Here is a 17,128-nt window from a genome sequence, read left to right on the forward strand (position 1 = left end):
TTATTATATTTAGCACTTTAAAGCCTCAAATGTTTTCAAAAGTTAAAAAAAGAGAGGTATTAATCCCTTTTTTTTCCTTTTTACTCCTCAATCTACTCGTTCTATTTCTATGGGACCAATCTGTTACTGCTCAAAAATTAGCATTACAGAAACGGGTGCACAACTCTGGCGAACTTCTTTCTAAAAAATTTCTTTCCATAATTAAAAGAGATATACAAAGTCTTGAGAACTTAAAATATAGGTTTGAGATTACCAATGGCGACTATTTTTACTACTGGGAAAATGATGCAGAATTAATATTGCAACAAAATGCTTCCTTTAAGTTTATAGAATGGATTGATAATCAAATGATAATTCGTAAAATAAACCCAACAAAAGGTAATGAAGCTGCAATTGGGTTAGATATATCTAAAATAAATTATCGTCGCGAGGAGTGGATTAGGCATAGTAAAGATGGCTCAACAAATATTACACCTTGGTCTAAAATGACTCAGGGTGGACATGCCTTTTTAGTAGATGTGCCTGTTTATTTTGATAATAAATTTAAAGGTACAATAACTGCTGGTATGGATTTTAAAAACAATCTTGATGCATTTGCAGAAAATCTCCCAGATTATAGTATTGAAATGCGAGACGAGAACAACAGCGTCTTTTACACAAAAAATGAACCTAATGAACAGGTTGTTAACCAAGATTTTGTGTATACCAACGTTTTTAAAGTAGATACTTTAGATAATCAAAATTGGGCTATTAAAGTTACTCCAGCCTCTGCAAGTTTCTTAAGTGATAAAAGCTCCTCTATAAACTATATGTTGCTTTTTGGTTTGATACTGTCTACCTTAATGAGTTTACTTATTTATTTCTATTTAAGGGCAAAACGAGAAGCATTAAGAGCTCTTAAAGCTAATAAAAGATTAAAAATAACAAACGAAAAACTCAGTGAACAGAGAAATAGAGCTGAAAAGGCCTCTAGAGCTAAAACAGAGTTTTTGTCTAATATGAGTCATGAAATAAGAACTCCGCTAAATGGTATTTTAGGGTTAATACAATTAGTAAAAAACTCAAATAAACGTGATAATCATGATCACTATATAGATTTAATGGATCAATCTTCTAAAAACCTTCTAGCCTTAGTGAACGATGTTTTGGAGATAGATAAAATTGAGTCTGGAAAAGCCAGTTTAAACGAGGTTACCTTTAAACCAAGTGAAGCGGTATCTAACTTAGTAAGTCAGTTTAAAGATGAGTTTGAAGCTAAAAATCTTTACCTAAATCTTAGCCCTGTTTCTGACTCTAATCTCTCTGTAATTGGAGACCAAGGTAAGTTCAATCAAATCATTATAAACCTTATAAAAAACGCTTTAAAATTTACAAGTACTGGTGGCACCATAGTAATTTACGAAGAGACTGTAAAAAATGATGGTGTAGTTATAAATATTAAAGTATCTGATACAGGCATTGGAATTCCTCAACACACACTTTCTAAAATTTTTAAAAGATTTACACAAGTAGATCAAGGTATTAAGAAAAAGCATGAAGGTAGTGGTCTTGGTCTAGCGATTAGTCAGAATTTAGTTGAGTTAATGGGTGGTGAAATTTCAGTAGAAAGTCAACTTGGAGAAGGTAGTACATTTCAGATTAACATCCCTTTTAAAGTATCAGATTTGGAGGCTAGTGAGATTAATTATGATAAAAGTTCAGATCTCAATTCTTCTGAATTAAAAGTTTTAGTTGTAGATGATAATAACATAAATATACTTGTCTTAACCAAGCTTTTGGAAAACCTTGGTATTAAATCAGAACAAACCAATGATGGTATTTCAGCAGTTAAGATGGCAAAAAATAATAATTATCAACTAATTTTTATGGATATACACATGCCTCAAATGGATGGTTATGAAGCTACAAAACTCATAAAAGAGAATAATCCTGAAACACTAATTATAGGGCTTTCTGCAGACGTTACGACACAAACAATCAATAAATCCTTATTTTATGGCATGCAGGATTATTTGGCAAAGCCACTATCTCAAGAAAAATTACATGAATTATTAATTAAGTACTTCGCAAGCAATAATAAGTAACTTACAGTATTTTTTAGTTTTAGTTTAATTACCAATAAGTGGTAGGAAACTTAATTTTTAATATTGGTTATTGGTAATTAAAACTTATGCAAACAAAAAAGCCTGATAAAATTATCAGGCTTTTTTTGCTCCTCAGGTTGGGCTCGAACCAACGACTGTAAACATCACTATATCTTTTATTTATATACTCTAAACTTCAAAGGGTATCCGAATTGTATACCTTTTTTATGTTTATTATCTATTTCGTATAGCTAAGTTATGAATTTTTAATCATGTGGAAAACAAGCTTCTTATTGATATGAATTGCAATTATTTAAAGTGAATTCAAGTACAAATGCAAGCACCAGACTCCGATTCTTTTTATTAAAGGTCTATAGTATTTTATAGAATATTCCTAGTTAACCCAAATTCACATCTAATTCCTAGGGTATTTAACCTACCTCACGCAAATTCTAACTGATTTACAAATCGAAGTGATAACATAAAATATATCTACCTGCAGGAATGCCAACCATCTTTAGAAAGGCTTCTGTAAATAATATAATATTCTAAAAAATTAGAATCTGTATTTCATTGTAGTCAATAATGCGTTCTATTGTATTTACCACTTTTGAATTACTCATACGCTACTAATATCCCCAGTCATTATGAACCACAGGCAGGCTATTCAGCTGATTACGGTAGAGTCTCCACTTTGGCATAAATGTATCCATATATTGAATAAAACGGTCATTGTGATGCCTTTCTAGTAAGTGAACAAGCTCATGAACTACAATGTATTCTAGACATATCGTTGGCTTTTTGGAAAGCTCTAGATTTAACCATATCCTTTTCTCCTCTATGTTACAAGCACCCCACTTGGTTTTCATCTGACGTACACCCCAATCGCTGGCTTTAACCCCTATTTCTTTCTCCCATTTGGAAATTATATCTGGAAGTTGCTTCTTCAGTTTTCTTCTATACCACTCTTTTAAAACCTTAGCTTTATCTTCTCTAGTTGATCCTCTCCTAACATAAAGGTCTAAGCACTTCGTTCCCCTTATGCTTACCTTACTTTTACCTTGATGCTCTATCACATTTAGAATATAACGCTTACCTTGAAAATAATGACTCTCACCAGAAACATAGGTTCTAATAGACTCTCTTGGCTGAGCTTGAAAGTTCTTAACATGCTTTTTTATCCACCCCAATTTTGAAATAGCAAACAGCCTAAGGACCTCCTCGTCTGTTTTGGAAGGCACTGATAGACGTATTTTACCATTGGGTGGATAAACGGCTAAATGCATATTCTTTATGTCTTTGCGGACAATATCTATTTCTACGTTAGCTATCTTCAAAGATTCCTGTTTAGTATTCACGTTGTGCTTTAATAATATCCATAACTTCTAAAGTTTTATCTGGATCATCCAGAACTTTATTTACCGCTAACATTAGCTTTTTCTCTTTTATGCCGCCATCACGCCATCCATCTAATTTTGAAGATTGAATGACTTCATGAAGTCTTAATGCCAGATACTCATCTTGGTCTAAGTTGTCGTAAAGTGATCGTTTGGCAGGGCTATCTAAAGTACTTGGATAGGATCCGCTATCTTTTGGGTTAGAAACTTTTTTTGCTAGTTCTTTGATGTGATCCAAGTACTCAACGTAATTTAAGACCTGTTCTTTTCGCTGCTTAATGATTTCATCTAAAAGCTTGGACATTTGCTCGTAGTACTTGGGATTGGTCTGGGATTCTTCAATAATTACCCTACGTACATTATTTTCTATAGTTTCTGCTACTGCTTCTTGTTTTTTTGAATTTGAGTATTCCTCTTCAGGTTCCCCCACCTTAACAATAAGTTCAACTAAGCTTTGATTTTCAAAATCAGATATTTTCTTGGAAGCTTTAGCGTCTAGATACATATCCATAAGCTGTCGCATACCTGGTTCAAATCGCTTAAAATCCAAATAGTCTCCACTTGCCCGTTTTATGGTTTCTCGAAGATCTGAGTAATATTTTACTTCTTCCTTAATACTACTAGCCTCCTTTAACGAATAGCCTAATTTATGCATTTCGTTTGCTACGTTGGCATAAGCTCTTATCAATTTGACGACAGCTTTGTATAGTGCGACACGTTTTTCTTCAGTAGCCTTAATAGCCATTGGATCTTCCGCATTACCACAAAAGAATTTGATAAATGTCGGTTCGTCTTTTGGCAATACTGGCTCGCACATAGCTCTAACCGATTCTAAAGCGGTTTCTAAGCGCTCTTTACTTTCTTCGTATCTATCCTTTAAAAGCCCCTTAACATCGTCTTCATCATAGTTATCAAAAACCTCAGAAGTGTAATCTGAGATGGATTTCTGAAGGCTCTTAAACAAATCTTTATAGTCTATTATATACCCATAGTCTTTACTGTCGTCATCCACTCTATTTACACGGCATATCGCTTGAAAAAGCCCATGATCCTGCATTGACTTATCAATGTATAAATAAGTAGCTGAAGGCGCATCAAAACCTGTTAAAAGTTTATCCACGACTATCAGTAACTTCATTTTTGAGGGCTCGTTTATAAATTTAGATTTGGCTAGTGCTTCAAAATCCTCTGTGGATTTTCCATTCAACATCTTTTTATAAACTTCATACTTTAGAAGTTTATCTGTTAGTCCTTCTCCTGTTTCCTCCCCTTTAATATCACCATGATGTGGCTGGTATGAGGTGATAATGGCACATTCTTTAAAACCTACCTTCTGAAATAGTTCGTAATATTTACATGCCTGATAAACAGAACCAGAGACTAACATTGCATTTCCATCTCCAGACGATAGACGCGGCTTTATCTTGAAATCTTTAACTATATCAATAACTATCTTATTTAGCCTAGACTCAGATCCCAATACCTTTTGCATAGTTCCCCAACGTTTTTTAAGCTCGGTTTTAGCAACATCTGTTAATCCTTTCGTTTCTGCTTCAAACCACTCATCGACACTTCTCTGATCTGTTACAAACTGTTCTACATCTCTCGCTTCATACAGTAAATCTAATACTACACCATCCTCTACAGCTTCATCAAACTTGTATGGTTCACCTATGTACGGTCCGAAAACCTCTATACTCTTTTGTTTATCCTTTTTGAGCAATGGGGTTCCGGTATAACCAATGAAGAGCGCATCAGGTAAAATCATTTTCATTGCCTCATGTAATTTACCTGATTGGGTTCGGTGGCATTCATCTACAAATACATAAATATTACCTTTAGCCTTAAAATCAGAGGGCAAATTTGCCCTTACTTCTTCGATATAGGAATCATAGTCCCCTTCTTCTGAATTACGACCAAACTTATGTACCAAACTACAAACTAGCATTTCAGTCTTATGATTGAGTACACTTATTAGGTCTCTCCCACTCTTGGTACGGTAGATACTTTCGTTGACTCCTTTGAACAGTTTTTCTATCTGGTCGTCTAGTTCATCTCGGTCTGTGATAATGAGTACCCTACTATCTTTTATGTTTTCGCGAATCCATTTTGTTAGCCAAATCATTGTAAGGCTTTTGCCAGATCCTTGTGTGTGCCAAAGTATCCCACCTGTATTAGTTAGGACATTGGTTTGTGCAGCCTTAACACCAAAGTACTGGTTTGGTCTTGCCAGTTTTTTAGTCCCCTTATCAAATACGACGAAATCATGTATAAACTCAATTAAGCGCTCTTTTTGAAAAAGCTGACTCAAATGTTTATCTAAGATATAATCATATTCTATGGACTCTTCCTCTTTCCATTTTAAATAATATTTTTCTGGTGTTTCTATAGTACCATAACGTGCTCCTTGGGTATCATTACCTGCAATTACCAATTGCATAGTTGTAAAAAACTTTTCAATAAAGTCTTTTTTCTGGTTGTCTAGATTTTGACGGATGCCTTCGCTAACACTTACCTTACTTCGCTTAAGCTCAATTACTCCTACGGCTATTCCGTTGATGTAAATCACTAAATCCGGACGTTTTGTATGTTTGCCTATAACTGTCACCTCTTCTGTTATGGAAAATTGGTTGTTATTAGGATTCTTCCAATCAATTAACCAAACTGTTTCCTTTAATTCTCCAATATCCTCTCTTACAGTTACACCGTAACGCAAAAGCCCATAAACCTTTTTATTAGCTTCGTATAATCCCTCAGATAAGTTTGTAGCTGTTGTAGTAAGTTTGCTAATTGCTTTTTGTGCGAGAACTTTTGAGTATCCTTTCTTTTGGGTTAAATAGGCAAAGAGTTCAGCCTCTTCTATGGGCTGGGTGCGTGATTGGTCTTCCCAATTACCCAAATAGGTGTATTTTAACTCTTCTTGGAATAGCTTTATTACTCGTTCTTGAGTCGTTAATTCTGATTTACCTATACTATTATTCATCGTACTTTGGATAAGGTTTGTAGTGTGTCTGACAATCTGGTTTTGATTTCTGTTTCATCATTGAAAGTTAGATATACTTTCTTTTCAGAATTGTCTATCTGCCATTCGTGCAGGCTTAATTTCTCTATTATATCTGAATTGATAATCGTATTCTCTTTGCTCACCAATTGCATTAAGAATTCCTTTTTGGTAGTGTAGGTAAGCTCTAAATTGTATAAATGGTCTCGATACTTCCAACCTTCAAAAATGATACACGAGAATGTATGTCTGGACATTGGGTTTTCCCAAAAGAAAATCTTTTTAAAAGGTTTGGGGTCCATCGCCTGCACCTCTTGAGTACAATAGTTCACATAAGATCTCAATTCTGCATGGCTTCCATAAATCCTAGTGGTTCGCAAGAGATAGATTTCATCTTCAGAGTTATACCTTATGAATCCTTTTTTACAAAAATCTATTGCGTGACGACTTGATATAAAGTACCACTTCCAATCCTTGGTACTATAATCACTTATTATTGCATTAAGATAGGTCTTTAAATCCCCTAAACTGTTTTCGATAGCGATAAAGAAGTTTTTAAGAATGTTTAACCCATTTTCACTATTGAATACTTTCTGCCAATTATCTCTTCTCGCTCTAAGTGAATCACCATTAGATAAAGGGATTAAATGATTTACCCGAACACTAGGTAAATAATCCCCAAAGGTTAACAGACTTCTCTGAAGAATACTCTCTTCATGACTTCTGATCTTTTCGCCAAACACTTCTCTTGCACAGTTACTAAAGGAAACGAAATTTTTATAGTTATAAACATTGTCTTCTAAAGATAGCTTTAATATGAAACCTATATCTCCTTTAAAGTACTTATGGTTTTCAGTCTCATTTATCTTAATTTCCCAATCGTTATCCGTATCTCTTTTTAGATTAAATTTGATTAATTCCTGCTTTACAGTATCACCAAAGAAAGAAACACTACCTCCTTCTTCCAACAAGTAATTGTCTATCGTATCTATATGTTCCCTAAGACTATACAAGGCAATTACAGCGTCAATGTAGTTGGAAGGGTTTTGGATATAGGTATTGAAAATAATATTTCTCGTAAACCGCATCCATTTTTTGAATTTGTCTTCTGAGTCTTTTTCTTGTGAGTAATTGAGGAATAGTAGCAATACATAATAAAAAACAGATTCTGGTCTGTCTATAGCTTGGTCATTGTTAAGGTAAAACTTTGTAAGATGAAGGTCTTCACCAAAGAATACCTCTCCCGTGATTTCCTGTAGCCAGTTTTCGTACTTAGCTATCAATTCCCGATTTGAAACTGCGTTTAGAGAGCTAAACAGAAAGTTGAGTGTTTCAATATTAAAAAAGTCCTTTTCTTCAAAAAGCGAAAATGGGATGTAGGCACTTTCTCTTACTATACGTGTAAATTCTTCATCAACCTTTTTACCCTCAGTTGCTATATAATGATATAGTGTTATTTGCTTAAAGGCATGGTACATAATATCATCTACATAAAATATGCTAGGACTCTTATTTTTCCAAAATACGTCTAGCCACTCCTTATCTAATTTCCTTTTCCAATCCTTTTCTTTAATATTATCGCTGTACTCATTTTTAAAAACATAATTTTGAAGCCAAGCCTTGAAATGCTCAAATTCTGACAACTGTTTTCCCCTTGCATTCATTTTAACATAAAGCTCATCTGTTTGGTTTAGCTTATCTAAATCCAAAAAATCAAAGGCAATACTTGGGTTTTCTATGTCAATCAATCTCTCTAGCAAGCGCTCTTTTTCCTCTGCACTACTTAACTGGCTGTCGAGTTCGTCTAGCATTACTAACATACCTCTGACAGTTGCATCTTTTAGCCATATATGCCTGAACCATACTTTATTTTTAATGTTTTCTGATACAGAAGATTTTCTACTTTTTATATCCTCTACATTCTCAAAATCACAGATAGCATTAGTAAATTCCATAGAACTCTTACGTGTTTTGTAAGTAAATCGTCTAAGGGTTTTTAAATGGTTTTTTAGGTCTGAATTTGCCGAATGTACCGCCAAGTACCAGTGCAGTAAAAACAACGTCGTAAGCCTTTGCTGACCATCTAAGGGTATAAATATAGGAAGGTTTACATCGTCGTTTCTTTCATTACTTAACGATTCTATTTTGGTAATAATCCCCATATCCAATTGCTTGGCATATCCTTCTACTGCGTTTAGTATATTCTCAATGGCTCTTTTGTTTCGTTGACGTTCTTCAACCTTTTCCTTACCATCTATCTTACCATAAACAAAGCCTAAGTGAAGGGGAACATCTTGTTTATCGGTTAGAGAAACTATAAGGTCTTTTACAAATTTTTGTCGAATAGTCTTAACCCTATCATCTTCTCTACCCTGAGCGTACTCACGCTGTATCACAGGTACTACGATCCTATTATCTTGTATTAACCTCCAAAACGTTTCGCTTCGTCTCATACTATAGCTTCTGTTTTTAGGAATTTTTCGATACTTGATTGGATATTCTGAAGATAGTCATCCCTGTCAATCGATCCCCAAAATGTCATGTTCACATCTCCTTGACTTGTAAAGTATTTTAAAAATACATGTTTTGTACTTATAGGAATGTAAGGTTTGATTTTTTCGCTTTTCTCATATTCCTTATTGTACTCTTCTAAGGTCATCTTATCTATGTTTAGTATCTTTTCCCTCTTTTCATTGAAAAACAAATTACCTACACTACTATTTGTGCGTCTGTCTAAAAGACAAAGATTGCTAAGACTGTCTTTGTTAAAATAACTAGAAACCGATTCATCTAGACTTCTTACAAGCCTTTTTAACTCTCTGTCGTTACCTGAAACACCTTCTTCCTTAGTTTTACTTCGTACTATCGCAATCCGGCTTTGAAGCACTTCTAGATTGTCTTTATTAAGTTCTTTTTCTCGACTAAAGTTATCCGCTAAAGCTTCAATATCCCTTAACCAAGATTCTATTTGTGATATACTTTCAAACAAGTCAGTATTCTGAGCATGTATATGTTCTAAACTCCAACCTTGTTCCTTTTTAAGCCTATCGAAAGGGAATCTGTAGTAGTTATCTGTATAGTAGTAGTTAATAATATTGTGCAGTACCAGTATGGTTTCTATTTGTTTGTTGCTTCCGCCATAGGTCACTGTTTCTAAATTGAATTTATCCTTTGCTTTGTCACCATACAAATAACTATAAATAGCTCGTTTTAAGCCTTCTACAAATTCAGACTTTATTAAAGTCTCTTCGTAATCTTTCTTAAGTTGCGATATTGTTGTTATACCTTCAAATACAATAAATCCTATGAGGTGATATAAATGTCTATCGTGATACCACTCGTATAGTTGATTGAAAAGCTCATTGATTTCTTGCCAATTAAGCCTTTCTTGGTCGTTATTTATTCTATGATCCTTGAATTCCTGCAAGTATTTATGGTAACTGTAGAGTTCGTCATTGTTACTCGCAGGTTTTTCTCTGATTAAATCGAATAGCAGGTCTATTCTGTTGGACTTTTTATTATCTGAAGTGTCATTACTAACAAAAAGCCAGAACGTATCGTCTTGCAGTTGATTTTCAATAAAATTCCACTCTTCGGCGAACTGGTTTAATTTAAAACTCCGTAGTTCTACGTTTTTTTCCTCGTTAAGCTGTAGAACGAATAATGCTTTAATAAGCTCTGCCTGTGCGAGCTCTATTTTTCCTTGATTAAATTTAATAAAAACCTCCTCGGGATTTTCCTCTCCTTTATGCTGATACCAGATGATCTTAACATACTCTAATAGGTTAGTTTTAAAGTATTGACGTGACTCTTGCATATAATCTAACCATGCTTTAATGTACTGATACGCACAGTAAAAATGGTAATTATCTACATTATCTATATCGTCTTCTTCAAAATCCTTAGCATACGCTGTCCATGCTTTTTGTAGCATTGGTGTAATTTGAGTATCCAAGTCAGCTTGTACATCTATACCTGCTACTCCATTTATTTGGGTTATCTCATTTAAAAATGCTTCACTGCTTTCCCTAGTTCTATAGGTTATACTGTAGATATTTTCTTTTAAGCACTTAAGTATAATAAAAATGGTTGTGAGCCTTTGCTGACCGTCTATAAGCTCATAAGTGTTTTCTTTGATGGGCTTTACCACCAAAGGTTGTAAACAATAAAAGGATTCATTTCCTCCCCTTTCAAACTCTAAGATATCTGTCAGTAGCTCATGAACCTGCTGTAAACCCCATTTGTAACCTCTTTGGTAATCCTCTACCAGAAAGTGATAGTCTTTTAAAGCCTCTATTGATACTATGTCTTCGTTACTTTTATCCAACCTCTATTTCTTTGTATTATATCCTAAGAAGAACTGCTCACCTTCTTTTAAATAAAAAGCTTCTTGTCCAAATCTGTTATACTCTTCTTGCCATGCCTCTCTAATAATCCGATGATTATTGTACCAGGAATTCATACCTGCTTCCCAGGATTTCCATAAATCTAGATCTATTCTCTCGTTTTTATACCAGTAATATTCTTCTGCACAGAGATTGAAATAGTCGTTAAGTTTATATCTTAAAAGCTTGTATTCATCTGGCTTTTGATCCATTAACATCTCCATAGACTCAAACTGGGTAATGGCTTCTAGATCGTCATTTAGCTTATCGTATCTTTTATTGAACTCACTAAAGAGCTCTTTTTGTAGCCTGTGCTTTGCAATATTGTTTTGTGTTCTGTTATAAATAATGGTTGCACCAAGAACACTGAAGCCTAAAATACTAGTGATAACGATTTCACTTAATTTAATTGCTGTATCAGAGTTTGTAGAGATTATGTCTAAGATAAAAGTCATTGAATACGCTTATTATATGATTAAAAGTTGTCATCTATAAAACCTATCTCTTCTAAGCTAAGATTAGGCATATAGTCAGAGTCCTTCATTTTAAAAATGGCTGAAAAGAACTTTCCTATCGTTTTTGAATCCCTGAAACACAGTTTAAGATCTTCGCTTATTTGTTTACGATACTGAAGCTTTAACAACCATACTTTAGTGTATATAGTTTCTAAATCCTCTGGATCTTGTGATATGCCTTTTGCCGCTTTTGTTATCTCTTGTTCGTGAGATTTAAAATTCATAAGGTTAACAAGCTCATTAAAATCATCGTAAGGATATTGATCTATTGTTACCTCTAGATAATCATGGCAGATGTATGTAAACGCTATGGCATATAATTTACCTTCTAAACTTTCTATCTCATTTTCTGAAATACTAGGGTAACCAAAAAGTGATTGCACAACCGCATAAAGGTTAGTACATTCTTTGCTATAGGCATCTAGCGTATTAAAGGGTAGGCTCGTTTTCATATACAGTATGTTAATTAACTAATCTAGTTTTACCGGTTAAAAGCTCTTGCATCATGCCCTGCTTAAGAGTTTGGTATTTTGCTTTTTTGATTTCAAGTAGTTCTATCTCGGTATCCATATCAGATAAGATCTCAGCGATAGCTTTTTGTTCTTTTACATCAATCGGGTAAGAACAATGAAACAATACTAATCTGCCTTTTTGAATATTAGGCAATCCACTACCTACCCTAAGAGACATTATTGAATTTTCCATGTATTTCAAAAAAAGATACAGATATTGTTGATTAACCTCTGGCGTTTTCAGTTGCAAAGTATAACAATGCCCTCCGCTCCAAAATTTTGTTTTTAATAAATTTACATATCCACAAGAATTTCCTCCCTCACTTATAGTTATGGTATTTTCTCTTCTATTCCATTTTTCACAATATCCAGATGGTTCTACACCTCCATTAATGACAGGATAAGCCCCACTTGAAGAAAGTCTATCCCTATTAAGTTGCTCTCCTTTATCAAGCTTTATTATTTCTCCCAAAGTCTTCTCTGTCCACTCCTCATTAAATCCAGGTAAGCGTTTACCTCCTTTTTGGGGTGGTGTGAGCAACTGTTGCATGGCTCCTTGCTTAATGGCTTTCTTTTTTGTGATTAGCTCTTCTAGGTTGCTTATAAGGGCATCTACATCGCTTAGGGCTGTCGCTATGGCTTTTTGTTCTTTTAGGGTTGGGGGAAGATTTATAGGCAAAATTTTGGCTATTTTCCCAGTATAACTTTGCTGTTTGGTACCTTGACAAAATTTAAATGCAAGTAAATTTCCATATTGAACATAGAAATGATAAAGGTATTCTGTCAAGATTTTACCTGCTAAAGGAAATAAAGCCATGCAGGACTGATTTGTAGTTGCCTCTATACCGGTAACTCCACAACTACCTCTGGTACCCGCAGCTTCAAGTCCCGTGATAGCCATCAGAAATGTACCTACTGGAAGAAGTTTTAAATTTGTTTTTACAACCGCTTCATTTGTGATTTTTTCTTCAGTATCACGGATAATGTTATACTTAAGTTCACCACTAGTTATCCAAGGAATTTTACCTTTATAAAACTCTGGGTTTCCTCTATACGGCGTCATTCCACTGCTGAAACCCGTTAGAACATCTTGAAATTCGCAAGAAACCCAATCAGAAGGAATAACCCCCAACTCAGTTTGTTTATAGCCTACAGGTGCGGATTTACTATGGTTTGTACTTTGCTCTTTATTTATTTGCTGTTCTAACATTTTACTACTCGTCTTCTATACTTATCGATAGCTCTATTTTAGAGTGCTCTTCCTCATTTTCGAGGCGATTTAATATTAAAATGGCATCTTCCTTAAGTTTATAGATGTCTCCATATTCCTCTGCAGCAAGATCGCTTAAAACATATTCGTACAGGCAGGTTCTATGACCTCCAAACTTAGCATCATAACTATACGTTGTTTCTTCTATTACAAAATTTTCGCCTTCCATTGAAATTGTTATATCCATGGATTCGTTATTATTTCTATACACTATGGAAAAGGAAAACTCAAGTTGTGATTCATCATGGTCAAACCAGTGCAATACTTTCTCTAAGGCGATTAATTCACTTTTTGTAAAACGCTCAAGGTCTGCAGCGCGAGCGATAATCTCTCTACTTATTTCTCTCTGTTTTTTCTCTATTGGTACTTCTGAAATCAATTTATGTTTTTTTTAGGTTACACTTGAGGCACTGTTAGCCCCATTTTTTTTAGATGTTCTTCTACCTTATTTTCTAAGGATTTGGTTTGGGCATCGATTTCAGCCAGGGTATGCTGGTAACGCTCTGCCAGTTCTTTTATACGTCCTGTTAAGCGTTGTGAAATACCATCTATTTCGGTCTGTACCGAAGTTTTAATGCTAGATAACCACTTGTCATCTACCACGAGGGTTCTTACCTCTGGTTCTGTAAGCTTTCCGTACTGCTCTAAGGTGAGTTTGTCGAGCTCTTGCTCTTTGGCTTTAATTTCCTTTTTGAGTTTTGTTTCCTTGTTGAACTCTTTTAAAACTTTAGACCCAAGTTGGTAGGCTTCCTTCTCATCTTTGTCTTCCTTAATTTGTTTTAGGTACTTGGTTAATGTAGCTTTAGTAATAGTTCCCTTATCTGTAGTAGCTTCGTTTAACAGCCCTTCTTCGCCTGAGTGTTCTTCCTGGTATCCACTTATTGTAGCTTGGGTATTTTCAAGGTCTGTCTGTAAATCTTGAAGTTGCTGAAACTCGTCTTTAAGGTACTTTTGTATTACTAAATCCTTAGGGATAAGATCGCAGGTCCACCCTTTATCTATCTCGTTTCCTTTTTTATTTTTCTCTATAATGCGTTTTACCTTAGCTTCCCAACCATCTTCTACGATCAGATAGGTATCATCTTTCATAATCTCCTTCCAGTAATCTAGTAACAATTGGTAAATATCGTAATGGTTTATCAATGCTTTGTTACGGTACTGGTCTAAAAACACTTCTGAGATGTGATGGATAAACTCCTTAGGTGCTGTAGTTTCATCTATGCCCTGAAGATGGTCGTAAACTTTTGTTTTCCATGATTTAAACACCCGTTCTAGTTCTTGACTGTACACTTCAAACTCTTCATGGTTATATATGGTATCCTTAATTTTAGGCACTTGAACCATAAGCTTAGAATAGCCTTCTCTTAAAGGCTGAAAAAGTGTTTTCTTGAGGCTTGGATACACTTGCCAGAATTGATTTAGACTCTCGATATCTTCATTAGGAATGCCGCCATTGAGATGTGCATTAAGGTCTTGTTTGTCCTCCTCTTCTTGCGTATCTATATACCTTGGGATATTGAGGTTGTACTCGTTTTTTTCAATCTCGTCGTACGGAACCAATCTCGAGTACTTGTCCAAGGGCTTTTGGAATTTGAAGATGTCTACTATTTTGTGTAGATCTTGTTCGCGAAGCCTATTTTTATTGCCGTCTTTTATGAAGCCCTTACTAGCGTCTATCATAAAGATGCCCTTACTATCCTCTGCATTCTCCTTATCCACTACAATTATACACGCAGGAATACCTGTACCATAAAAAAGATTAGCTGGCAGCCCTATGATACCTTTAATCCACTTGCGCTTGATTATGTTTTCTCGGATTTCTGCCTCTGCATTACCTCTAAATAGCACACCATGAGGAAGAATGACCGCACCTTTACCAGAACTTTTTAGAGACGCCAGAATATGCAACAGAAAGGCGTAGTCTCCATTTTTTTCAGGTGGAACACCGTAGCCTTTAAATCGATTATACTTGTCATCCAAAGGCGAAATTCCACTCGTCCAATTCTTAACCGAGAACGGTGGGTTGGCAACTGCAAAATCGAAACGCTTAAGTTGCCCATCATCTTCTTTGTACTCTGGTTTTGCAATAGTATTACCGCCAGCAATTGAAGCTTCCGGGTACCCATGCAACCACATATTCATAATTGCCAATCCTTTTGTAGCAATGTCCTTTTCTTGACCATAAAGTGTTAAGCCATGAGGGGCTTCGTCAGCAACTTTTAAGAGAAGCGATCCAGAGCCGCAGGTTGGATCATAAGCTGTATAAGAAGGCTTGTCAGCCTTTTCCACTCCGATAACCTTAGCGAGTATCCTAGAGACTTCTGCAGGCGTGTAAAACTGTCCTTTACTCTTCCCTGACTCGGTTGCAAAGTGACGCATTAAAAACTCATAAGCATCACCTAGTATGTCGTCATCTTCTGCCCGGTTGTTCTTAAAGTTAAGAGCTGGGTTTTCGAATATAGCGATGAGTTTTGATAAGCGATCTACCTTCTCTTTATCAGTTCCAAGTTTATCGTCATCGTTGAAGTCTGCCAGTTCCATAGCTCCTTCCAAGCCATTAGCAGCAAAAAGAGGTCTGAGTATTTCTTTATTGATACGGTCTCCTATATCAGGTTGTCCCTTGAGAGCCACCATATCATCGAAGGAAGCACCTTCAGGCACCTCTATAAGACTCATTACATTTGTAGTTCCTGCGTACTTGTCGCTTACGTACTTTACAAAAAGCATAGTAAGCACATAGTCCTTGTATTGTGAGGCGTCCATGCCGCCTCGTAATTCGTCACAACTAGCCCACAGAGAGCTGTAGAGTTCGGATTTTTTTATTGCCATTGATTATTTTAGATTGATCTGTAAGTTTAGAATGTGAAAATAGGAAAATGTCTGTTTTTATGAAAGGTTTTTTGTCAGGTACCGGAGATAATGAATTGAAAAATTAATTTGGATATGTGGTATTATTCTTTACTTTTAAAATATGCAAAATTTGAATCCCAAAGAAACTCAAGAAGAAATACTCGAAAGACTTAAAAAAGAACACAAGCCAAAAGGTATCTCAACATCTACAATAATAATTGGCTTAGCTTTAGTTATAGGAGTTATCACAAAACAACAAATAGTTCTTCCTGCAATAATAATCGTGGGGTTAATCTTTTTAGGTAAGCGAGTGCTTAAAAAGAAAAGGTAGATATCGAACATTTGTGGATCAGTCCTATTAATTTTTCATCTAATTCTCAGAATAAAAAAACAGTATTAAATTATATTTATATAATACGAATACTTTTTTTAATAAGTTACTGATTATATTATATTTAATGTAACTTAATTTGCAATATTACATTAATAATAACCGTTTTTTAAGTAAAAAATTACATTATTTTGCTATTTTTGTTTCTTTAAAACCACAATATTATGCCCAAATCAGAAGATATCAATCCCTTTGTATTAGCTAAAAAAATACTAGCTATTAAACTACACAAAAACAGCAGATTAAAGTCTAAAGATAAAGAAGAGGAACACTCTTTTTCGAACTCTTACATTGTTGATAGAGACTACTCGACAAAACTTTATCGTAGTAGAGACACTGAAGATATAATATTTGCTTTATCAAACTCTGGTCAAAAGCTTTTTTTATACCTCTTACTCCATATCCAAAGAAAATCCGATTCCATACAATTAATACCTTCTAAGATTGAAAAGAAAACTGGAATGAAGGAGACTAGCTTTAATAAAGCCCGTAGTGAACTTAAAAAGAAGGGAATAATCAAGAAAAAAACGGGAAGAGACAGAATGTATTGGGTAAACCCTCATATATTTTTTAACGGTAACAGACCCAAATTCTATTCTAACCATATACTAATGGCAACTGACAACTCCACAAACATGAAAAAGATGATTCAAGATTAACCTTGTTCAATAACAATGTAATACTTATCTTTTTTTGACTTCTTACAGAAAAATAGCTCATTAT

Annotated in this window: 12 protein-coding genes; 3 read left to right on the forward strand and 9 right to left on the reverse strand. The window is 34.8% G+C overall.

Annotated features, from left to right (window positions below; translation table 11 throughout):
- Positions 1-29 precede the first annotated feature (29 nt).
- Positions 30-2,084 (forward strand): ATP-binding protein, encoded by a 2,055-nt coding sequence (locus FC091_RS00845; RefSeq protein WP_138432388.1) that lies wholly within the window; start codon positions 30-32, stop codon positions 2,082-2,084.
- A 629-nt stretch (positions 2,085-2,713) separates the two neighbouring features.
- On the opposite strand, the gene FC091_RS00850 is transcribed toward FC091_RS00845, so the two are convergent.
- The 9 genes from FC091_RS00850 to FC091_RS00890 are packed head-to-tail and all read right to left on the reverse strand — an operon-like array spanning position 2,714 to position 15,993.
- Positions 2,714-3,421: a M48 family metallopeptidase gene (locus tag FC091_RS00850; protein ID WP_246035776.1), complete on the reverse strand. Its 708-nt coding sequence runs from the start codon at positions 3,419-3,421 to the stop codon at positions 2,714-2,716.
- 10 nt (positions 3,422-3,431) lie between these two features.
- Positions 3,432-6,464 (reverse strand): type I restriction endonuclease subunit R, encoded by a 3,033-nt coding sequence (locus FC091_RS00855; RefSeq protein WP_138432389.1) that lies wholly within the window; start codon positions 6,462-6,464, stop codon positions 3,432-3,434.
- On the reverse strand, positions 6,461-8,935 hold the full coding sequence (locus FC091_RS00860; protein WP_138432390.1) for a DUF262 domain-containing protein: 2,475 nt from the start codon (positions 8,933-8,935) through the stop codon (positions 6,461-6,463). Before FC091_RS00860 ends, FC091_RS00855 begins: the two co-directional genes overlap by 4 nt.
- Entirely contained in the window at positions 8,932-10,809 is a 1,878-nt protein-coding gene (locus tag FC091_RS00865) for a DUF262 domain-containing protein (protein ID WP_138432391.1), read from the reverse strand. Before FC091_RS00865 ends, FC091_RS00860 begins: the two co-directional genes overlap by 4 nt.
- A gap of 3 nt (positions 10,810-10,812) precedes the next feature.
- The gene (locus tag FC091_RS00870) at positions 10,813-11,322 is read right to left on the reverse strand and encodes a hypothetical protein (protein WP_138432392.1); all 510 of its coding nucleotides are present in this window, start codon (positions 11,320-11,322) and stop codon (positions 10,813-10,815) included.
- A 20-nt stretch (positions 11,323-11,342) separates the two neighbouring features.
- Positions 11,343-11,834 (reverse strand): hypothetical protein, encoded by a 492-nt coding sequence (locus tag FC091_RS00875; RefSeq protein WP_138432393.1) that lies wholly within the window; start codon positions 11,832-11,834, stop codon positions 11,343-11,345.
- A 10-nt stretch (positions 11,835-11,844) separates the two neighbouring features.
- Complete coding sequence (locus tag FC091_RS00880; protein ID WP_138432394.1) at positions 11,845-13,104, reverse strand: restriction endonuclease subunit S; 1,260 nt, start codon at positions 13,102-13,104, stop codon at positions 11,845-11,847.
- A 4-nt stretch (positions 13,105-13,108) separates the two neighbouring features.
- Positions 13,109-13,543, reverse strand: a complete 435-nt coding sequence (locus FC091_RS00885) for a hypothetical protein (RefSeq protein ID WP_138432395.1) — start codon at positions 13,541-13,543, stop codon at positions 13,109-13,111.
- 17 nt (positions 13,544-13,560) lie between these two features.
- Positions 13,561-15,993 carry a type I restriction-modification system subunit M gene (locus tag FC091_RS00890; RefSeq protein WP_138432396.1) on the reverse strand — a complete coding sequence of 811 codons (2,433 nt, stop codon included), beginning with the start codon at positions 15,991-15,993 and terminating at the stop codon, positions 13,561-13,563.
- 151 nt (positions 15,994-16,144) lie between these two features.
- Here FC091_RS00890 and FC091_RS00895 point away from each other — a divergent pair, with 151 nt between their 5' ends.
- Together FC091_RS00895 and FC091_RS00900 are read left to right on the forward strand one after the other, a co-directional pair.
- Entirely contained in the window at positions 16,145-16,345 is a 201-nt protein-coding gene (locus FC091_RS00895; protein ID WP_138432397.1) for a hypothetical protein, read from the forward strand.
- Positions 16,346-16,569: 224 nt separating this feature from the next.
- Complete coding sequence (locus tag FC091_RS00900; RefSeq protein ID WP_138432398.1) at positions 16,570-17,064, forward strand: hypothetical protein; 495 nt, start codon at positions 16,570-16,572, stop codon at positions 17,062-17,064.
- Positions 17,065-17,128: the final 64 nt, after the last annotated feature.

The organism is Winogradskyella algicola (genome assembly GCF_005869935.1).
Lineage (GTDB): Bacteria > Bacteroidota > Bacteroidia > Flavobacteriales > Flavobacteriaceae > Winogradskyella > Winogradskyella algicola.